Below are 20556 nucleotides of genomic sequence, written 5' to 3'. Positions count from 1 at the left end.
GATGTCTGATTTTAAACATAAGGTATTAGTTGTTGGCTCGGGTGCTGGCGGTGCAATGGCCGCTTATACGCTAACCAAACTTGGCCACAAAGTATTATTACTTGAAGCGGGACGTAATTATGACCCGAAAACAGAAAGCCCGATGTTTCGTCGTAACAGTGAGGCTCCACTTATGGGGGCTGGTAACAAAGACAAAAACTTTGGCTTTTACGATGCAACCGTTGATGGCGGCTGGCAAGTGCCTGATGAACCATACACCAGCGCCAAAGGAAGCGACTTTTATTGGTGGCGCGCACGTATGTTAGGTGGTCGAACTAACCACTGGGGCCGCTATTCATTACGCTTTAGTGAGCACGATTTTAAAGGCAAAAGCCGAGATGGTCACGGTGCCGACTGGCCATTTGAGTACGCTGATTTAGCACCTTGGTACGATAAAACTGAAGAACTTGTGGGTGTATGTGGCACCAATACAGGCCATGAAGATATGCCAGATTCGTCACCGGGTATTTTACAGCCACCACCAAAGCCGCGTGTTCCTGAGCTTTTAATTGCCGCTTCGGCAAAGAAAATGGGCATTCAAGCAGTGCCTATGCATCGCGCGGTATTAACTCGACCTAAAGATGATCGCATGGCGTGTTTTTATGCAACACCATGTGGCTCTGGTTGCTCAATTGGTGCAGCTTTTCAAACTACGACATCATTACTGCCAATGGCAAAAGCCACTGGTAACTTAAAAGTCATTACCGATGCCATGGTTAAATCAGTCAAAGTTGATGAGCAAGGTAAAGTCACTGGCGTCACCTATGTTGATAAACACTCAGTAACCGAACACACTGTTGATGCCGATGTGGTTATCTTAGCGGCTAGCGCCTGTGAATCAGCGCGTATTTTATTAAATTCAAAGAATAAAAAGCACCCTAAAGGCCTTGCTAACTCAAGTGGCCAAGTAGGTCGAAACTTAATGGATTCGACGGGTGCATGGTTAGGTGCGCAAATTCCGGCACTTAAAGGTCGCCCACGTTATAACGAAGATGGACATACCGCTAATCACTTATTTATTCCTTGGTGGGGTCATCAAGCACAAGCTAACAATGAATTAGATTTCCCACGTGGTTATCACTTTGAAATTGGCAGTGGCTTTGGCCAGCCGGGTTCGGGTGTGTCAGGTGATAAACAAGGCTATGGCCCAGCTCTTAAACAGCAAATTCGTGATGCATATGGCTCTTACGTTGGTTTTGCTCTGCGTGGCGAGATGTTACCGAACAAAGATACCTACATGGAAATTGACGAAAACGTTAAAGACAAATGGGGTATTCCGGTATCAAAGTTCCACTTTAAGTGGTCTGACAGAGAATTAAAGCAAATAGAGCATGGTTTAAAAACCGCGAAGCAAATCCTCGAAAACATGGGTGCGACTGTTGGCGAACTCCCGCCTGCTGAAAAAGCAATTTCAAAAGGTGGCGAAATCATTCACGAAGTGGGCACCACACGAATGGGCAGCTCAAAGAAAGACTCAGTCACCAATCAATGGGGTCAAACATGGGATTGTAATAACCTATTTGTAATGGATGCGGGGGTATTTGCTTCTAACCCTCATAAAAACTGTACGCTCACCATCATGACACTGGCAATGCGTAATTCAACTTGGCTTGCTCAACAAATTGATAACGGGGTACTTTAATTATGCATCATCGTAACGAACACGACTCATATAACTATGTTTCTAACATGAGCCGCCGTGAGTCTTTAAAATGGCTTGGTCTATTAGCTGCGGGCTCAGCGATTGGTTTAACTGCTGGCTGCACAAAAGCACTAGAAGATGACGTTGCAGTCTCGGCAAAAGAGCATTGGCCTGATTTAGATATCAAGCCTGTAACCGCTAAAGGCTATGGTCAAGATCCTAATTTGGTGATGCCACCAGAATCACCTTGGCCACTGACCTTAACAGCAGACGAACTCACGTTAGTAGCGCTTTTAGCTGATTACATTGTACCGCGCGAAGGCGCTATTCCTTCAGCCAGTGAGCTACAAGTACCGGCTGTTATTAATGAATGGGTAAGCGCACCGTATGAAGGCCAGCAACGCGATAGAATTAAAATTTTAAATTCATTAGCATGGCTTGACGATGAAGCACAGCTTCGTTTTAAAAAGCAATTTGTTGCACTTAACGAAAAGCAACATCGCGCGATTTTAGACGATATTGCGTTTTTAAACGAGCAAACACCTCTACAATTTCAGCGTATTGGTAAAGCTTTTTTACGCTTTAAAGAGTTAGTGCTTGCTGCCTTTTTCTGTACACCTGAAGGCTGTAAAGACATAGGTTACCTTGGTAATGTGCCTATTGCAGGCGATTACCCTGGCCCTTCTGATGAAGCAAAAGCCCATTTAGATCAGGTTTTAGCTGAGCTTGGTTTAAGCGAGTACGCCTATATCGATTAACTTTCCCCCTTGTGTTATTTGTAACACTGTGCAGGGGGGCAGCCCCCTGCTTTTTTAGGATTGAAGTATGTTTAAAACCCGCATTTTATTGCTCATTATTAGCCTTGTATTTAGTGGTCAATTATTCGCAAAACTGCCCGTGAGTGTGCAGCTATGGTCAGTCAAAGACACTTTAAAAAATGACTTTGACGGTACGCTTAAGTCTCTTGCCGAAATGGAGTTTGACGGCGTGGAGTTTGCCGGAGACTTTGGCCCATACTCAAATAACCCAGCAGCCTTGAAAGCAAAGCTCAGTGAATTAGGCTTAGTTGCCAGTAGCGCCCATATCGGCTTTGATGCACTCAGTGAAAACAGCATTGATAGCACCCTGCTGTTTTACAAGACCCTTGGCGTTACTACACTTTATGTACCTTGGGATGAAAGAGCATGGCACCCTGAGGGAGTTAAGTCTCTGGTTAAAGAGCTTACTAAAGTCAGTGATTATGCGACCCGCTTTGATATGAAGATCGGTTTTCACAATCATAATAAAGAGTTTAATGCATTTAATAACGCAACGTTTTGGGATTACATTGCCACTAATACCCCCAAGACCATGCCATTACAGTTAGATATTGGCTGGGTCAATTACGCTGCTAAAGATCCAATCTACTTTATTAAAATGTACCCTAACCGCACGCTTGCTACGCACATTAAAGTACGTACGATTGAGGGGAGCAACCTGAGCCCTATTATCGGCGAAAACGACATTGATTGGCCTGCCATCATCGATAGTTTAGAGTCGCACGGCAACACCAAATGGTTAGTGCTTGAGCAAGAAGAATACCCAAGCGGATTAACCCCACTACAAAGCGTTGCTAAATCAAAACAAAACTTAGATAAGATTTTACTTGGTTTGTAGGGTTACTTTAGAAGTGAGCTCGCTTTAAACACGTGAGCTCATGGCTCGGATTTAATTTAAATAGTTGCTCACTCACAGCTCTATATTAGGGTTAATCTTGCCAGGAGCTATTGCCTTCAGAACGTTTTGCAAAGCTTTCAGGTTTCCTGATTGGTTTATCTATACTTTTATAGAATATCAAGATCCCAGCTCCACCTATGACGGGGAGTAACCAAACCAGCACTGTTTGTGCTAATTTTTGAAAAGTTTCAAAATCATTTCTTTTAGAAATTACTAAACTAATTAATATATTGAACACTATTAGCAACCCCAAGCCAGCTAGTGCATAGTTTTCCATATCTTAATCCTATTGATGCCAAAATCACACTGTGGAAACGACCGAACGACGGCTTAAATTGTTTGTTATACGCTTTAAAACGAACAGCTAATCGTCCTTTCTTCGGTGTTTAAAGATAAATCGCCCAAATTGAAAACACAAAACTAAAAATACAATGAGAAAAATAAGTCCATTTACCCACTCAGGCAAAAACTCCACAATCTTCGGAGCAATGAGTTTTAGAATACCGAAAACTGCTACGATGAGAAGAATGAATGCAGTCCCTTTCACAAAAGCACTCCTAAATTTCCGTTCAATGCATCTGTTTATATTTAAAAAATATCAACGTCAAAATTAATTGCGGGAATATCCTTAAATGTACCACCCATCTCGCATAGGGACAAAAAGGATGGCTATATTAACAAGCGGGGACGATTCACATTCTTTAATCCCAGCATGTTCCTTCCAGATCTACAGCGGTTTGTTATGTGGCTTACCTCTTTGATATAGTTTTAACAAATTACTTAAGGTATTGCTATTACAAGTTTTTTAAAATCTTTTATGTAAAGATAAATACATTAATATACTCTCGTCGATCATTTTCACAAAAATATGTACAAAGAATAGTTTGGCCGTTTTCAATAACTCATTATCCTTAATGGAGATATATGACGTGACTTATTCTACTACCCTCTTTTAGATATATCTTATACCTTTCATTGTTTAATATCTTATTTATTTTCAACAAGATAAATAAATCACACCATTAGGAATTAATAATAAAACATTAAAAACAGCTTTTACTTTCATTTTTTCGGCAGATTGTTTTATCTAAGTTGCGAAGTATTATATTAAAAAACCTCTCAAGGACTGAGAATGAAAGTATTGAATTTAAGAAAGACTTCTGAAAAAAGCATATGGCTGATGTTAGCTAGCCTTGAGGCTATTTTTGTATACCTTTTAAAAACCCTTTCACAGAAGCACTTTTTATATGAGCCGCTTCTTATACTATTCATGTTAATTTCGTTAGTTCTAACATTATTAATACTTAGTAGTAAAAATGAACTCACAATCTGTCGCCACGGAGTATTTTATAGCTCGCCTTTTGGCAACGCGCATATAGAAGCAACTAAAACGAAGTTGATTAAACAATATTCTAAGTTTGGGTTTAATTGTGTAATTATTATAGGTGAAAAGTTTTTTATTTTTGCCCCTTTTTATAGTTTAACGTCTAGACAACTACAAAGATTAAAACGGTATGATTATAACTTGCTGCATTGGTTACAGGTAACTCATAAACGCAGCAAGTTTCAGGGCCTATAATGATAAGTAAATAGCAATAAAGGGCTTTTATTAGTTTTGCCACTCTTTAAGTACGTCTTTCACATACTCATAGCGCCATGAGTTGAATAGATCTGGCTTTGATGCTGCTTTACGTTCATCGGCATCGAGCTTCCAATTCCAGCTGATCAGCTGGTTAATCTGTTTTTTAGAGGCCAATACATCTTCAGGAATGCCCTGCTCTTTTGCAGCTTTAGTAATTTTTTGTTTAATATCTTTTGCGGCTTTTTTATATGCCGGAAAATCAATTAATCGTTTTAATTGTGCTGGTTGTTCACTAACAGGAACAGCTTTACCACGCTCAATACATTTTAAAATTTCAACGCCCGAACGGTTAACTTCCATTGGCTCAACACCTGGCACTCTGCGTAACGCATTTAAACTTGCAGGCTTGCGCTTAGCAATTTCAACCATGTTGTGCTCTTTAACCACAAAGTTAAGCGCGAGGTTTTTGCGCTCAGCCTTTTCACGGCGCCATGCAGCAAGCTCGCGTAATACCGCTAAGTCGTGCGGTCGTAATTGCCATGCATTTTTAATGTCTTTGTAGAGCTGCTCTGCGGGCGTTTGGTAAGCACGTTTTTGCGCGACTAACTCGCTTTCGCTGATAACAATGTCAAAAAAGCCAGCTTCATCAATTTGTTTTTTAATAATTTCAAAACAAGGCAATAAGTGATACGTATCGGCAGCGGCATAATCTAGCTGCTTTTCAGTGAGCGGGCGCTGTAACCAATTAGTACGCGATTCACTTTTATCAATTTCGATATCAAGTAACTCTTTAACCATGTGCGCAAAGCCCATGCAGTTACCATGGCCTAGTATTTGTAGTGCAAACTGGGTATCAAACAGTGGTGTTGGTACAAAGCCAGCGTATTTTTGAAACACTTCAATATCTTCTGACGGTGAATGTAGTACCTTTAACACCTCAGGGTTTTTAAGTACTTGCCAAAAATCAAAAAGCGACAGCTCAGCCAGAGGGTCGATTAACGCTAAATGCTCACCATCGTATACTTGAATAAGTGCAACTTCAGGGTAAAGCGTACGACGACGCATAAACTCGGTATCAATTGCCAGAACCGGTTTACCTGTAATTTTTTCTACAAAATCATTTAATTGATTTTGCGTTTCGATCAGTTGATATTGCACTTATACCCCTTTCTTTACCATAAAAAAGCCGGCTAATGCCGGCTTTAATTATTTTTCTTCGTCCTTTAAGGCTCTTCTTAGAATCTTACCAACGTTTGTTTTTGGTAGTTCATCTCTAAACTCAACGAGTTTAGGCACCTTATAGTTCGTTAAATTATCACGACAGTGCTTTATTATATCTTTTTCAGTTAAAGATTGATCTTTTTTCACGACAAAAACTTTAACTTGTTCGCCACTGACCTCGTGAGGGATACCGATAGCTGCTACTTCAAGCACGCCATCGTGCATAGCGACTACTTCTTCGATCTCATTTGGGAACACGTTGAAGCCAGATACGATAATCATGTCTTTCTTACGATCAACAATGTAGAAGAAGCCTTCATCATCGTAAGTAGCAATGTCACCTGTTGCAAACCAGCCATCTTTTAAGCATTCTGCTGTTGCATCTGGGCGGTTATAATAACCTTGCATAACTTGTGGGCCTTTAACCCAAAGCTCGCCCGGCTCACCTTTCGCTGCTTCTTCACCATTTTCAAGCATAAGCTTAATATCAGTGCTAGGAGCAGGTAAACCGATTGAACCGTTATAACCTTCAAGGTCGTAAGGGCTAACAGTTACAAGTGGCGCACATTCAGTTAAGCCATAACCTTCCATTAATTTTGTCTTCGTTACAGCTTGCCATTTTTCAGCAACTGGACGCTGTACCGCCATACCACCACCAAGTGACATTTTTAAGCTTGAGAAATCAAGTTCAGCAAAACCTGGGGTATTTAGTAAACCGTTAAATAGCGTATTTACACCCGTTACCGCCGTAAATTTGTGCTGTGCTAGCTCTTTAACAAAGCCCGGCATATCACGAGGGTTTGTGATAAGTACGTTTAAACCACCGTATTTCATAAATGTTAGGCAGTTCGCTGTCAGTGCAAAGATGTGATAAAGCGGCAGTGCTGTGATAACCACTTCTTTTCCGCGCTCTAATACTTTGTCTAGACAACCTGATACTTGCTCAAGGTTACCAACCATGTTGCCATGCGATAGCATTGCACCTTTAGATACACCCGTTGTACCGCCTGTGTATTGCAAAAATGCTAAGTCGTTTAAATCAACTTCAGGTTTTTTGTAACCAGCTTCATCACCAGCAAGCGCATCTGCAAATTTGATCACATTTGGCAATGAGTAGCTAGGCACCATTTTCTTAACGTGCTTCACCACAAAATTAACGATGTGCTTTTTAAGGCCGCCGACCATGTCACCCACTTGAGTAACCACGATGTGCTTGACGTTAGTTTTTGGTAATGCTTTCTCTAGAGTATCGGCAAAGTTTGCAAGAATAAAAATTGCTGAAGACTCTGAGTCATTTAACTGATGCTCTAATTCACGCACGGTATAAAGTGGGTTTACATTCACCACTACACAGCCTGCACGAAGAATACCTAAGATAGTCACAGGCGTTTGTAGTAAGTTCGGCATCATAACCGCTACTTTATCGCCTTTTTTAAGACCAAGATCATTTTGAATGTACGACGCAACACGTTTTGTAGCACTGTCTAACTCACGATAGGTCAACTCTTTACCCATGTTGGTAAAAGCTGGAAGGTCACTAAAGTCAGCAAAACTTTTTTCAAACAAGTCGAGTAGCGAGTGATAATGCTCAGGGTCGATTGTTTCAGGCATACCTTCTGGGTAGCGTTTAAGCCAGATTTTTTCCACTCTTAGCTCCTGTTTATAATTATATTTTTTAATAACCTTAAGCTAACTAAGGCCGTTTCTCAATGGAGTAAATACTCTAATGGTGCAGATAATCCCACATTTGGTGCAATTATACAATTAACTTGCTTTATACTGCCCAATAAATGCATGAACGTGTTCTAAGGTTAATGCAGGAAATTGCATATGGCAATGGTGACCACCAGGTATCTTATGAATTTTTAACTCTTTGTAATATTTACCATATGCTTCTAAGTTTTGCTTTACAAAAGGAAACCCCTCATCGCCTAAAATAAGCTGACATGGCGCGTTAATTTGTTTAATGGTTGCAATACATTGTGCTTCATCAAAGCGAAATCCTGAGTGATTTTTAAGCTTTGGATCGGTTGTTAAGTACCACTTGCCTGCTTTTTCGTAGCTATTTCGTGTCATTAATAACTCAGCTTGTGGGTATTCAAGGTCACCACTTGCAAGCCTTGCACTAATAATGTGCGCTTTTGAGTCAAATGCGCGAGGGCCTTTGCTGTTTACCCGCGCTCTATTTAATATTGCTTTACGAAGTTGGCCGCTCACTTCATTGCTGTTGGTTGTAACGCAGCCAATTCCCTCAATAAAGTTTACCGATGCTACCTTTTCAGGGAAGCAGCTCGCAAAAACGCCAGCCACCATGGCGCCCATAGAATGGCCAACTAAATGCACTTTCGTTACATCAAGCGACTCAATAAACTTATAGACGTCATCAATGTAGTCAATAAAGTAATAATGGGCGTCACTACTTCGCCAATCAGATAAACCATGGCCAGGAAAATCAAGGCAATACCAACGCTGATTTAGCTTCGCATTTTGTAACATAGGTATGTAACTATGTGCGTTATCAAGCCAACCATGTAAGGCAATCACAACCTCTTCACCATGTCCAAAGGTTAGGCCATGCATTGCCTGTGTGCCAGTTTGAAAAGAAAAAGGTTGCACAATTACTCCTATTTATTAAGCGTTTCAACTTAAAGGCGTTTATTTATCGTCTGGCTAGTATACAATAATCCCCGCAGTATAAATAAGGGCACAATAATAAGGTTACATCAATGAAATTAAAATTAAGTCTTTTAGCATTATTATGCTCAGCAGGCTCAGTAATGGCTGAATCAGCACCAAAAAACATCATTTATATGATTGGTGATGGTATGGGCCCAGCGTACACAACTGCATATCGTTACTTTAAAGATGATCCAAAAACTAAAGTTGTTGACCCAACTGTTTTCGATACAATTTTACGTGGGATGGCACATACCTACCCTGACGATCATACCTATGTAACAGATAGCGCTGCAGGTGCAACAGCACTAAGCAGTGGTCATAAAAGTTATAATGGCGCAATTGCCGTTGATACTGATAAAAAACCTGTAAAAACTATGCTTGAAGTTGCCAAAGAGCGCGGTATGACAACAGCTCTCGTAGCTACTTCGCAAATTAACCACGCCACACCAGCAAGCTTTGCTTCACATAACGAATCACGCCGTAACTACGACGAGATTGCTAACGACTATATCGATAACAAAATCGCGGGTAAATTACCGGTTGATTTAATGTTAGGTGGCGGCACGAAATATTACGTTCGTGAAGACCGTAATCTAGTGGAAGAGTTTAAAGCCGCTGGCTATCAATACAGCGATGACTTTGCTGCAATGAATGACTTAAAGCAAGTTCCTGCTCTTGGTTTATTTGCTGAAGTTGGTTTACCGTTTGCGCTTGACGAAAATCCAACGCGCCTTACGCAAATGACAACTAAAGCACTTGATTTACTTGATGGTCAAAACGACAAAGGTTTCTTTGTAATGATCGAAGGTAGCCAAATTGACTGGTGTGGTCATGCAAACGACATTGCATGTGCAATGGGCGAAATGGACGACTTTGCTAAATCGATTGAGCAAGCAAAAGCGTATGTAGATAAAAACCCAGATACCCTACTTGTTATCACTGCCGATCACTCAACAGGTGGCTTAACACTGGGCGCGCATGGTCAATATAAGTGGGAAACTGACGTTGTTAAAGGTGTTAAAGCAACTGCCGGCACTATCACAAAAGATCTACTTGAAAACGATGACTTAAAAGCAGTATGGCAAAAGTATTCTGATATCGAATTTACTGATGCAAACAGCATCAAGCTAAGCGAAGCTAAGAAAATGGGCGATAAAGCACTGCTACTTGCTGTAAAAGATATCATCAATCATGCCAGCTTCACGGGGTGGACTACTGGTGGCCACACCGCTATTGATGTACAAGTATTTGCCTATGGTAAACGTGCAGAAGATTTCTACGGTTCGCAAAACAATACTGCGATTGCCGACAAGCTGATAGATTTTATTAAGCAGTAATTTTATTGCTTAGAAATACTGTTCAATCATAAAAAAGCCTAAACATTTTGTTTAGGCTTTTTTATGAATTCAGTTTTAGCTTTTATTAATCATACCAGTTAGCTATGCATATACATCAACGCCAATAAGGCTTTGCACTTCGGCGCGGCGCTCTAAGTTAGCAAATTCCGTATAGGTTGAAATCGCGCGACTGGTTTTTGGGTTGCTTGGTTTGTCATAAATTGTTTGCTGATAGCTTTGCGACTCAGCTTTAAATTCATCGGCAATAGCAACAGCTTGAGGACTTGATTTAACATACTCTGTTGACGATTTTTGCTCAGCCGTTTGGTCTGATATCGCTTTAGGCTTATCAGTAATGGTATTTTTACGGCTATATTGACCGGGAATGTCACCGGTATAAAAGCCTGAGCCAATAGGTAAAGTCAAACTCGTAATTCCACATCAAACATGACTAAATTATGTGCCATAATTGACGGGCACGCAAGTCTCGTTACTCTCTCAGTTACTCTCGGCCAGGTAGCTTTTTCCAAGTCACTGTATCACGAACATATTTAGGCTGCGCATTCGCTGCAGTGACTGTATCACCGTGAGCATAAGCAGTGGCAACCGAGGCCAGCATGTACTTCGCATCAGGCAGTAAAATGTTTTCATTTAAGCTTACATTTGCAAGTTCAGTAACAAGTGCAGGATAGGTCTGCCAACCTGTACCCACCGCTGTTGCAGCCATTTCAGGTAGCGTTAGCAACTCAGGTTTAATGACTTGCTCTTCATCAACAAGCGTCATCAGGCCATTATCATCAGCTTTATAATGAGCGTAATAAATTTCACCCATACGTGCATCAATAGCAGAAAACACATCGCTGGCTTGGTCTTGCTCAAACGCTTGTTGTGCCATCATCTGCAATGTTGATACGCCAACCAAAGGTAAGCGTGCGGCATAAGCTAAACCTTGTGCAATCGCAACACTGATACGCACGCCCGTAAAGCTACCCGGTCCTTGACCAAAACCAATCACATCTAAGTCGGTTAGTTTACATTGCGCCTTTACGAGTAACTCATCAATTAAAGGCAAAATCTTTTGGCTGTGCTGCTGTGGGCACTCTTCAAAATGATGAAATGTTTGCCCTTGATAATGTAGCACCAGCGATAAAGCTTCAGTTGATGCATCTAAGGCAAGAATATTGTGTTTAATCATCTAAGTTACTCTAATTGATCTGTTCTAAAAACGCGTTTGCCATTGCTAAATCGCGCGTGCGGCGCATAGGTGGCAAACTTTTTAAAAATACTTGGCCGTAATGGCGTGTTACTAGGCGGTTATCACAAATAACCAACACACCTTTATCTTTACTATCGCGAATAAGTCGCCCTACCCCTTGCTTTAATGCAATGACCGCTTGGGGTAATTGAATATGCGCAAATGGGTCTTTGCCTTGTAACTGGCAATCTTGCATTTTTGCTTGCAACAATGGGTCATCTGGTGCGGCAAACGGCAATTTATCAATGATAACACAACTTAATGTACTGCCTCTAACATCTACGCCTTCCCAAAATGAGGCTGTGCCGAGTAAAACGGCATTACCGTGACGGGTAAACTTCTCAAGGATAATGCGTTTAGACATTTGCCCTTGCATATAAACCGGATAATCCATCTGCGTGGTTAAACCTTCAGCCACTAAGTGCATCATACGATAACTAGTAAACAGCACAAAACAGCGACCTTTTGCTGATTTAATCAACTCAAGGGTCAGCTTGATAATTGCGTGGGGCATATTATTCGCATGTGACTCAGGTAAGTAGCGCGGTAAGCAAAGTAGTGCTTGTTGTTGATAATCAAACGGACTTTCAACAATCATGCTTTGCGTTGGTTTTAAGCCAAGACTAGCGTTAAAGTGCGCTAAGTCGTTATCGACCGATAAAGTCGCCGATGTAAACACAAAACCTGCTCCTGTGTCTTTCATCATCTGTGCAAATTTAGCCGATACATTAAGTGGTGTAATGTTTACCGTTAGGTATCGGCGAGTGGTTTCGTACCAATAACTATAGCCCGTTTGTGCGGTATCAAATACCCGCTCTAACTGACCTTTAAAGGCCAGTGTGCGCTCAAACGGATGCTCTATTTTTTCGCTACGGTCTAAGCATAACTTTAATACTTGGTATAAAAAGTCGAGGTCGCTAATGACCCGGTGCAGTGCTGCACAAATCTCTTTATCAGCCAGCTTTTCACGCCAATCACCACGGCTACCATCAAGCCCAAACTGCAAGCGTAAATCTGCCACGCTGGTTTCTAACTTGTTGAGGGTTTTACCTAATTGCAGCATATCGGGGATATCTGCACGGTATATCGCACGTAAGTCATTAATTAAATCCACCAGCTTTTTAGTGCTAACACTTTCACCAAAATAGTCACTGGCAATTTCACTGAGCTGATGCGCCTCATCAAAAATGTAGGCGTCTGCCGTGGGCATTAATTCAGCGAAACCTGTGTCTTTCACAGCCATATCAGCAAAAAACAAATGATGGTTGATCACCACTACATCGGCTTCCATGGCATTTAAGCGGGCTTTGCGAATATAACAGTCTTGAAAATCGGGGCACTCTTTACCCAAACAGTTATCAGCGGTTGAGCTAACATAAGGAAGTACCTTGGCGTCTTCTTCTATGCCGATACAATCTGCCAAATCGCCGGAACGGGTTTCACTTGCAAACTTTGCTACCATCGCGAGTTGATGCATTACATCAGGATCATCAGTTGGCACATGCGCAACATGCTGACTTAAACGATACGTACACAAATAATTCGCGCGGCCTTTTAAAAGGGCAACTTTTTTAGTAGCGCTCAGTGCTTTGACTAAATTGGGTAAATCACGGTGAAACAACTGCTCTTGTAGTGCTTTTGAACCCGTAGAGATGATGGTTTTGCCTTTTGATTTTAACGCAGGCGCTAAGTAAGCATAGGTTTTACCCGTGCCTGTGCCCGCCTCAACCACTAATTGGTGACGTTTTTTTAAGGCATCATCAACTGCAACAGCCATGTCAATTTGTGGCTGCCGAGGAGTATATCCATCAAGAGAAAGTGCAAGGGGGCCAGTGGCACTGAAAAGTTGTTTGATAAACTTCGCCAATAGATTAAAAGTGATGGGCAGATTTTACGTAACTGACTTGCCAAGGGCAAGACTAAATGAGGAAGCAAGGCTTCCTCATGGTTAAAAGTATGATTGCGTTTAAATCATTGTCCTTGAATCGTTAATGTAACGCCCGATGCAGCTCGGTAACCCTGTAAATCTATGTACCAAGTTCCACTTTGTGGGTTATCAAATTGACAACTTTCTTCGTTACCATTTTTGTAGGGCCGACATAGATAATTTGAACTTGTTGACGCTGAGCCATAGTTAACATACAAATCTGCATCGCCACTACCGCCAGATATAGTCACCGTTAAATTACTAAGGCCTGCCGGTATTTGTTGAGTAAAGCGCTGCCAACTACCGGTAGCGACACTCACGTTTGTCTCAGTTCGGTCAACGTTTTCGCCGCCACCTGAGGTGCTATAACTTCCCGTGAGTGACACATTCGAAATCTCATTCCACGCTTCAACCATGACATGATACGTGCCAGTTTGAACTGACGACATCACACAACTTTCATTACTTGTAGAGGTTGTGCTTTTACAATCAAAGTCTTGTAAAGTTGGTTTACTGCCAAATTTAACGTATAAATCGGCATCGCCCGAGCCGCCCTCAGTTACAAACTCAAGGTTACTGCTCATTGCGGGTACATCAAGTGTAAAGAATAACTGATCTTTTGCTGCGCCCGACAAACCTGTTTTAGCTACGCCATTTTCAAGCTGATTAGTCGGCTCAGTTACCACATCACCGGCATTTTTTGCCATTTCAGCAACATAGCTCACTGCTAGTTTTGCAAACTTACTCGCGTGAGCCGCATCAAATTGGGCATCATTTGATGTGTGGATCAAAGGGTTAATGTCACTCATCGTTGATTCAAATGGCATTGAGGCGGCAAACCCTTGTTGATACCAAGAGGCATGATCTGAGCAGCCATAACCACATTGATCAAAGCCATAGCTCACTGCGGGCTGGTAAGCATCGAGCAACTGCGATAAATACTGATTTTGCGATGAGTTTGTGTAATCTGTCATCATCACAATATCTGTGCTACTGCCGTTATTGCCAGTCATATCAAACTGTACCATGCCTACAACATTCTTACCCTGTGTTTTATAACTTTGAGCAATATCTTTTGAGCCCCTTAGGCCTACTTCTTCAGCGGCAAACCCCATAATTTGTATGGTCCGCTGAGGTTGATAGTTATTTTCCACTATTGCTTTGAGGGTTTGTGTGAGCACTGCAATACCCGAGGCATTATCATCTGCACCAGGAGCTCGGCCATTACTTGGATTAGACTGATTGATTGAGTCTAAATGGCCACCAATAACGACAATTTCATCTGCTTTTTCTGCACCAGGAATGGTCACAATAACTGATGATTGCGAAAAACTATGGTTAAAATACTCAACACTGATATCACTGCGGCTACTGGCTATTTGCTGCCAATGGCTCTTTAACCAATCAGCTGCATCAACACCACTTTGCACGGCATAATATCGGTTATGAAAGTTCATCATGCTATTAACCGTATCGCTCAGTTCACTACTATCAATCGATGATATTAGCGCATTAACTGTCGCGGCATTATCAATACTGTAGTTTACTAGGCTCGCATTCATCGCAGTCTGCGAAACCGCATTTAATTGCTGGGTATAGAGCTCTGCATCTGCTAATGAGTCATGGGCTACAAAACCACCGCAGCGATGATAGTTATCGTGCATAAACTCACTTAAACCAGCGATATCCTGCTTGTTAACGCGCATAAAATTAACTTGATTCAAAACCGATTTTTGCATCGCAAAATTGCTGTTTAGTTTACGTTTACTCACGGTATCTTGTTGAAAGTGCTCAGCAGCAAGGGCATCAATAGTGACCCAAATTGTTTCGTCTTGCGCTGCATAACTTAGTTGGCTCAGTGACAGTGTGGCAAAGCCTACTAAGCACTGTGTTAGGCGGGTTGTCATAATCAATCCTTTTATGATGTGTATTTTAATGAAAATAAAAAAGGGAGCCGAAGCTCCCTAAAAGGGTGGCTAGTTAGCCGAAATGGTGAGAGTTACACCACTTGCAGCGCTGTAGCCGCGAAGGTCGATATACCAAGTACCCGCTTGAGGGTTTGTAAATGTACAGGTTTCGCTATTGCCGTTTTTATATGGACGGCAGTCATAGCTAGATGTTGTCGATTGCGAACCAAAATTCACATACAAGTCAGCATCACCAGAGCCCCCAGAAATAGTCACATCCAGTGACGAATAACCCGCATCTAGATCTTGTGTAAAACGAGTCCAGCCATTTCTTGCTACACTCAAGTTAGACTCAGTGCGGTTAATCGGCGTTACACCACCACCGCTACCCGAATCATAGCTACCTGTGAGTGATACACCTGAAATTTGATTCCACGCTTCTACCATTACGTAGTAAGTACCTGCTTGTACGTTACTAATAGCGCAGCTTTCTGTACTGCTAGATGAAGTGCTTTTACAATCAAAGTTGCTCAGTGTTGGTTTTGCGCCATACATAACGTAAAGGTCTGCATCACCACTTCCACCAGTTGTATTGAATTGCAAGTTCGTTGCGTCTGCTGGCACTTCAAGAGTAAAGAACATTTGATCTTTAGCAGCACCACTGATCCCTGTACGTGGCACACCATTGGTTAGTTCTTCATCACCGCCCGGAGGTGGCTCCGTTGTTCCACAGCTACTACCCGCACTCAAGCTCGAAGTCACGCCAACCGCCGCAAGCGCAGCTTGAACATCTGCTGGTTCATAATTTAAATCACACGCTGCATCCATCACGCCGTTACCTGCTAAATCCCAGTTTGTGCTGGCTGTCCAGTAAAGTTGGTTAGCGCGTGCCATCACGACGAACGCCTTTTGCGTATCCCAACCTGGTGTTGTTGCAAGGTTATAAAATGCCTTGTTGAATACACCTGAGCTGTAGTGCACATCCATACCAGAGTAATAATTGTTTTGATGGTCAATCGAGCTGCCATCTTGGGTGGGGTTATTCATGTAACGTAATGCACCGTTACCTTTAAAGATTTCCTGACCCACTAACCAGTCATTTGAGCCTTTCATGTAAAACTCAGCTGCTTCACCTGCCATATCAGAGAAAGCTTCGTTCAAACCACCTGATTTACCTGAATAAATAAGCCCTGAATTTTGTTCGGTAAAACCATGGCTCACTTCATGGGCCGATACATCAAGGCTAACCAGCGGATAAAACGTATTTTGACCATCACCAAATGTCATGGCACTGCCATCCCAAAATGCATTTTCGTAGTTATTACCATAATGAACACGCATTTTTAGCTGGAAGGTTAAAGGCGCGGTACCTAACCAGTCGCTATACATATTGAAAATAACGTTACCAAAATAATGTGCATCATTTAAAGGCGAGTACGCACCGTTTATTTCTTTAAAGGTATTTTCTGGGCATGTAAACGAATACGCTGACGAACCACTTGTACCACCATTTAAATTAATGGTTCTTACGTTAGCGTTATTCATCGTACAAGTACTGCCTGACTGAGTAACATCTAGGCTATCAAAATCAGTACCGTAAATGTATTTACCGGTTTTTAAGTTACCGCCTGGGCCCGTTGCACTGGCATGTTGTAAGTTATCGAAGCTAAATAAAACTTCACCGCTGTTTGCATCAATAATTTGATACGGACGAGATGGGTTATCACCATACGTCACATAAGATACTTCATACACTAGGTGTGCAACGCTGTCTTCATCTAGCCAAATAGCTAAGCGTGATTGTTCATTATGCTTTTTTAACCCAACTGATTTAATTGCTGCGGGTGAGTTAGCAAGGCCCTTCGCCATTGCTTTTTTCTTGTTAAGTGCCGGAGACACTGAGTCGATGTCGGCGGCAATGTCATACACCGCTGCACCATGTGCGCGCTTTAATTGGCCATTACCATCAAATGTAAGGCTAACCGTATCGCCGATGACAGGTAGACCTTGATACATCTGCTGATAACGGCGCGTGGTGTTGCCGTTACTGGTTTTGATTTCTTTTAATACAACTAAATCATTCCCTGCACCTAAACCAACTAACTGATTTGGATTTGCACTCAATACAGATGATGCATTGGTTTGCAAAGCTTGGTTAATCCCTGTTTGTTCGTTTAGGTATTTCTTGTTCGCAGCTACTGCACTTGTTGCTTGAGTCAAAGCAAAAGCAGCAAGAGTTGCTAGTGTGATTTTAGATAAATTCACGTTTACGCTCCGTTAGATTGTTATGTATTTAATATTTTCCTAGTAACCGGACTGCACTGTTCCCGATTAGTGACCAGCCTAGATTGATTGGAACGAAATTGAAAATGAAACAAAAAATTTACAAATAAAGTATTAACTCTAAACTAAAACCCTATAATTAACAGTAGGATAAGAAAATTAAAGTTTATTAATTGTTAACAAACAAAGTGAAAGTGTAAAATTATTGATACAAAATAATAACATTTGATATACATTTGTACCTTTTATTTGCATTTAATATTGCTCATTTCATTATTTGTGGTTCAAAGCTGAAGGCTTAAATATCCACAAAAAGCCTGGGTACATAATTTGCAGCAATACCAAGTACCTAGAATTTAAGGACTAAGCATGAATACTGAGTTGATACAAAATGAATGGCTAAATGAGCCTTGGCTGGTTGTCATTGGAGGCATTGCACTAGCCGCTATCGCTTTGTTCTTATTGAGGTTTGTAATTATCTATTGTTTAAAAAAATGGACTCAACGCACTGACTTTGTGTTCGACTCTTTATTGGTTGACTCACTCTCTACACCATTGACCTTATGCACAATGATGGTGCTTGTGATCATTTTTGGTCAGTTATTGAACACCACCGGCTTTATGGCTGAGCACCCCTTACCTATTGCGGCCACCGCTAAATCCATTTGTATTTTTGCCTTAGTGTTATTTTTAGATCATTTCTTATTTGGTACCGTTGATTATTACAGTGCCCGCTCGGTGGTGGTTTCGAATAGTCATAGCATCATTAAAGGCTTGATCCGCTGTGCTATTGTGTGTGTTGGCTTATTGGTGTTATTAGGCACGTTAGGCATATCAATCACCCCAATTATTGCCTCATTAGGCATTACCTCTCTTGCCGTCGCTTTGGCTTTGCAACCGACACTCGAAAACTTTTTTTCTGGCGTGCAGTTGGTGATTGATAAACCAATTCGGGTCGGCGACTTTATAGAGCTTGAAAGTGGCGACCAAGGGTTTGTTGAGAAAATTGGTTGGCGCTCAACCTGGGTGAAAATGTTGCCGAACAACATGATAGTCATCCCCAATAGTCAGCTGTCTAAATCACGCATCATTAACTACTTTTATCCCGAAAAAGAGCTCAGCGTCCCCGTTGAGGTGGGTGTTCATTATGGCTCCGACCTTGAAAAAGTTGAGCAAGTAACTTTGGATGTAGCAAGACAGATCTTAAAAAGCCATAAATGGGGCATCGATGATTACGAGACCTTTGTAGTCTTTCATACTTTTGACCAATCAAGCATCAATTTTACGGTGATGTTAAGAGCAAAAGAGTACTTTAACCGCTTTTGGGTAAAATCTGCGTTTATCAAAGCATTACATCAACGTTACGCAAAAGAAGGAATTGTGATCCCTTACCCAATCAGAGCTATAAATACCAGCCAAGAATCAGCCCACTTTAAACAGGCTGATTGACCTAACTGAAGTTATCATAATTGCACATTCATCAGGTTTTTTTTGTCTCTTTTGAGACATTATTAACAGCGATTATACATATGCAATCAGCACCTTGAATTTTTACTCTAAAATGTCATAAAAATCGCATAAACACTGTGACATACCTATTTTAGAGGCGTACTATATGCGGCCAGAAAGTGACTGCTTTCTGCGTCTTGTTATACAAATATTTAAGGTCAAACAATGAATGCTTGGTACCTCATTTGTTTTCTTTCAGCATTAGCTATTTTTATTGCTTTTGCTAACCAATTCATCCTCAAAATGCAAACTACAATTGCTATAACAACAGGTTCTGTTGTTATTTCTCTACTTCTTATACTTGCCGTTAAAATGCTTGGTGATACCACCGCCCTCGAAATGACTCAAGTTGTCTCCAGTATCAACTTTAATCAGTTGCTATTAAAAGGGATGCTCGGCTTTTTGCTGTTCGCGGGTGCGCTAGAAATCAACTTAGCAGCCCTTCGTAAGCAACGGTGGGAAATTACCGCATTAGTATTATTTTCAACCATTACCTCAACGGTTATCGTTGGTTACTTAAGCTATTATTTGTTTGCTTTTGTTGGCTGGCCAGTACCGTTTATTTACTGTTTATTGTTTGGTGCTTTAATCAGCCCAACCGACCCGATTGCAGTGTTAGCCATTATTAAACAAATGCGAGCCCCAGAAGGTATTTCTGTGCAAGTTGAAGGTGAGTCTTTGTTTAATGATGGTATTGGTTTAGTGATTTTCACAACGATATTTTCAGTGGCCTTTTATGGCACCGAAGCTACCTTTACTGATGTTGCAGAATTGTTTTTAGTTGATGCAATTGGCGGTATCGTGTTTGGTCTGGTGATTGCGTTAGTCGGGCATTTTTTAATTATTAATAGCCGCGATGTGAACATTCGTTTGCTACTAACCCTGACCATTCCAACAGCCGGCTTTGCAGCAGCAAATATTTGGGAAATCTCAGGTGCCCTTGCTATGGTCACCAGTGGTATCTTACTTGGCAATATTACTCGTTCAAAAGCAACAGAGCGTACCGGGCCTGAAGATACTCGCTACGTGAAAGACTTTTGGCATGCCACAGATAGCTTTTTAAATGCCTTGCTGTTTTTGATCATCGGAATGCTAATTGTCACCATGCCTATTACTCTTGAAGAAATTGGCTTAGGTTTACTCATGGTGCCTGTGGTGTTGCTGGCTCGTTTTTTAAGTGTAGGCACGCCATTTGTATTCTTTAAAAAGTACCGCCAGTACGATAAACACTCAGTGAAAATACTCACTTGGGGTGGCTTACGGGGGGGGTTAGCGCTTGCAATGGCAGCTGCCATCCCACGCGATCAAGTAATGATCGCAGGCTCTGATTTACATGACTTGATTGTTATTGTCACTTATGTGGTGGTGATCTTTTCGATTATCGTACAAGGTTTGACAATATCGCCGTTGATCCAAAGCAGTATTCAATCAGCAGAAGCGAAAAATTAAGCACTGATTT

The 20556-nt window shown here is 41.4% G+C and carries 16 protein-coding genes; 7 read left to right on the top strand and 9 right to left on the bottom strand.

What is annotated here, in order from left to right:
- Nucleotide 1: 1 nt before the first annotated feature.
- The 3 genes from IMPJCBKJ_RS14910 to IMPJCBKJ_RS14900 all read left to right on the top strand — a co-directional run bounded on the left by IMPJCBKJ_RS14910 (nucleotide 2) and on the right by IMPJCBKJ_RS14900 (nucleotide 3337).
- The gene (locus IMPJCBKJ_RS14910) at nucleotides 2–1681 is read left to right on the top strand and encodes a GMC family oxidoreductase (RefSeq protein ID WP_166340848.1); all 1680 of its coding nucleotides are present in this window, start codon (nucleotides 2–4) and stop codon (nucleotides 1679–1681) included.
- Nucleotides 1682–1683: 2 nt separating this feature from the next.
- Nucleotides 1684–2439 carry a gluconate 2-dehydrogenase subunit 3 family protein gene (locus IMPJCBKJ_RS14905; protein WP_166340847.1) on the top strand — a complete coding sequence of 252 codons (756 nt, stop codon included), beginning with the start codon at nucleotides 1684–1686 and terminating at the stop codon, nucleotides 2437–2439.
- 67 nt (nucleotides 2440–2506) lie between these two features.
- Nucleotides 2507–3337: a sugar phosphate isomerase/epimerase gene (locus IMPJCBKJ_RS14900; RefSeq protein ID WP_166340846.1), complete on the top strand. Its 831-nt coding sequence runs from the start codon at nucleotides 2507–2509 to the stop codon at nucleotides 3335–3337.
- A gap of 91 nt (nucleotides 3338–3428) precedes the next feature.
- Here IMPJCBKJ_RS14900 and IMPJCBKJ_RS14895 read toward each other — a convergent pair whose 3' ends face one another.
- Nucleotides 3429–3674 carry a hypothetical protein gene (locus tag IMPJCBKJ_RS14895; RefSeq protein WP_166340845.1) on the bottom strand — a complete coding sequence of 82 codons (246 nt, stop codon included), beginning with the start codon at nucleotides 3672–3674 and terminating at the stop codon, nucleotides 3429–3431.
- Between the two features lie 855 nt (nucleotides 3675–4529).
- On the opposite strand from IMPJCBKJ_RS14895, the gene IMPJCBKJ_RS14890 reads away from it, so the two are divergent.
- Nucleotides 4530–4976, top strand: coding sequence for a hypothetical protein (locus IMPJCBKJ_RS14890; RefSeq protein WP_166340844.1), 447 nt, complete (start codon nucleotides 4530–4532; stop codon nucleotides 4974–4976).
- Between the two features lie 30 nt (nucleotides 4977–5006).
- On the opposite strand, the gene rnd is transcribed toward IMPJCBKJ_RS14890, so the two are convergent.
- From rnd to IMPJCBKJ_RS14875, 3 genes are all read right to left on the bottom strand, one after another.
- Nucleotides 5007–6137 (bottom strand): ribonuclease D, encoded by a 1131-nt coding sequence (gene rnd, locus IMPJCBKJ_RS14885; RefSeq protein ID WP_063707455.1) that lies wholly within the window; start codon nucleotides 6135–6137, stop codon nucleotides 5007–5009.
- 48 nt (nucleotides 6138–6185) lie between these two features.
- Nucleotides 6186–7847: a long-chain-fatty-acid--CoA ligase FadD gene (gene fadD / locus IMPJCBKJ_RS14880; protein ID WP_054552030.1), complete on the bottom strand. Its 1662-nt coding sequence runs from the start codon at nucleotides 7845–7847 to the stop codon at nucleotides 6186–6188.
- 117 nt (nucleotides 7848–7964) lie between these two features.
- On the bottom strand, nucleotides 7965–8816 hold the full coding sequence (locus IMPJCBKJ_RS14875; protein ID WP_166340843.1) for an alpha/beta hydrolase: 852 nt from the start codon (nucleotides 8814–8816) through the stop codon (nucleotides 7965–7967).
- Nucleotides 8817–8926: 110 nt separating this feature from the next.
- Between IMPJCBKJ_RS14875 and IMPJCBKJ_RS14870 the strand changes: the two genes are divergently transcribed.
- On the top strand, nucleotides 8927–10216 hold the full coding sequence (locus tag IMPJCBKJ_RS14870; protein WP_166340842.1) for an alkaline phosphatase: 1290 nt from the start codon (nucleotides 8927–8929) through the stop codon (nucleotides 10214–10216).
- 102 nt (nucleotides 10217–10318) lie between these two features.
- On the opposite strand, the gene IMPJCBKJ_RS14865 is transcribed toward IMPJCBKJ_RS14870, so the two are convergent.
- From IMPJCBKJ_RS14865 to IMPJCBKJ_RS14845, 5 genes are all read right to left on the bottom strand, one after another.
- The gene (locus IMPJCBKJ_RS14865) at nucleotides 10319–10642 is read right to left on the bottom strand and encodes a hypothetical protein (RefSeq protein ID WP_054552027.1); all 324 of its coding nucleotides are present in this window, start codon (nucleotides 10640–10642) and stop codon (nucleotides 10319–10321) included.
- 76 nt (nucleotides 10643–10718) lie between these two features.
- The gene (gene tsaB, locus IMPJCBKJ_RS14860) at nucleotides 10719–11411 is read right to left on the bottom strand and encodes a tRNA (adenosine(37)-N6)-threonylcarbamoyltransferase complex dimerization subunit type 1 TsaB (protein WP_166340841.1); all 693 of its coding nucleotides are present in this window, start codon (nucleotides 11409–11411) and stop codon (nucleotides 10719–10721) included.
- Between the two features lie 10 nt (nucleotides 11412–11421).
- Nucleotides 11422–13338: an ATP-dependent DNA helicase gene (locus tag IMPJCBKJ_RS14855; RefSeq protein ID WP_054552025.1), complete on the bottom strand. Its 1917-nt coding sequence runs from the start codon at nucleotides 13336–13338 to the stop codon at nucleotides 11422–11424.
- Between the two features lie 104 nt (nucleotides 13339–13442).
- Nucleotides 13443–15305 (bottom strand): M28 family metallopeptidase, encoded by a 1863-nt coding sequence (locus tag IMPJCBKJ_RS14850; protein WP_166340840.1) that lies wholly within the window; start codon nucleotides 15303–15305, stop codon nucleotides 13443–13445.
- Between the two features lie 69 nt (nucleotides 15306–15374).
- Entirely contained in the window at nucleotides 15375–17570 is a 2196-nt protein-coding gene (locus IMPJCBKJ_RS14845; RefSeq protein WP_138616634.1) for a pre-peptidase C-terminal domain-containing protein, read from the bottom strand.
- Nucleotides 17571–17957: 387 nt separating this feature from the next.
- Between IMPJCBKJ_RS14845 and IMPJCBKJ_RS14840 the strand changes: the two genes are divergently transcribed.
- Both IMPJCBKJ_RS14840 and IMPJCBKJ_RS14835 read left to right on the top strand, forming a co-directional pair.
- Complete coding sequence (locus tag IMPJCBKJ_RS14840) at nucleotides 17958–19037, top strand: mechanosensitive ion channel family protein (RefSeq protein WP_166340839.1); 1080 nt, start codon at nucleotides 17958–17960, stop codon at nucleotides 19035–19037.
- Between the two features lie 225 nt (nucleotides 19038–19262).
- Nucleotides 19263–20546 (top strand): sodium:proton antiporter, encoded by a 1284-nt coding sequence (locus IMPJCBKJ_RS14835; RefSeq protein WP_054552023.1) that lies wholly within the window; start codon nucleotides 19263–19265, stop codon nucleotides 20544–20546.
- The last annotated feature ends 10 nt before the right edge of the window (nucleotides 20547–20556 follow it).

The sequence above is a fragment of the Pseudoalteromonas sp. MB47 genome (assembly GCF_011319765.1).
GTDB lineage: Bacteria > Pseudomonadota > Gammaproteobacteria > Enterobacterales > Alteromonadaceae > Pseudoalteromonas > Pseudoalteromonas simplex.
Note: the sequence above shows the minus strand (reverse complement) of the source record. Positions and strands in the feature narration are given on the sequence as shown.

Bases quoted from the DNA above. Each gene is read 5' to 3' on its own strand.
- IMPJCBKJ_RS14835 (WP_054552023.1), top strand. From the start codon at position 19,263: ATGAATGCTTGGTACCTCATTTGTTTTCTTTCAGCATTAGCTATTTTT.
- IMPJCBKJ_RS14905 (WP_166340847.1), top strand. From the start codon at position 1,684: ATGCATCATCGTAACGAACACGACTCATATAACTATGTTTCTAACATG.
- tsaB (WP_166340841.1), bottom strand. From the start codon at position 11,411: ATGATTAAACACAATATTCTTGCCTTAGATGCATCAACTGAAGCTTTA.
- IMPJCBKJ_RS14910 (WP_166340848.1), top strand. From the start codon at position 2: ATGTCTGATTTTAAACATAAGGTATTAGTTGTTGGCTCGGGTGCTGGC.
- IMPJCBKJ_RS14890 (WP_166340844.1), top strand. From the start codon at position 4,530: ATGAAAGTATTGAATTTAAGAAAGACTTCTGAAAAAAGCATATGGCTG.
- IMPJCBKJ_RS14870 (WP_166340842.1), top strand. From the start codon at position 8,927: ATGAAATTAAAATTAAGTCTTTTAGCATTATTATGCTCAGCAGGCTCA.
- IMPJCBKJ_RS14900 (WP_166340846.1), top strand. From the start codon at position 2,507: ATGTTTAAAACCCGCATTTTATTGCTCATTATTAGCCTTGTATTTAGT.
- IMPJCBKJ_RS14850 (WP_166340840.1), bottom strand. From the start codon at position 15,305: ATGACAACCCGCCTAACACAGTGCTTAGTAGGCTTTGCCACACTGTCA.
- IMPJCBKJ_RS14840 (WP_166340839.1), top strand. From the start codon at position 17,958: ATGAATACTGAGTTGATACAAAATGAATGGCTAAATGAGCCTTGGCTG.
- IMPJCBKJ_RS14895 (WP_166340845.1), bottom strand. From the start codon at position 3,674: ATGGAAAACTATGCACTAGCTGGCTTGGGGTTGCTAATAGTGTTCAAT.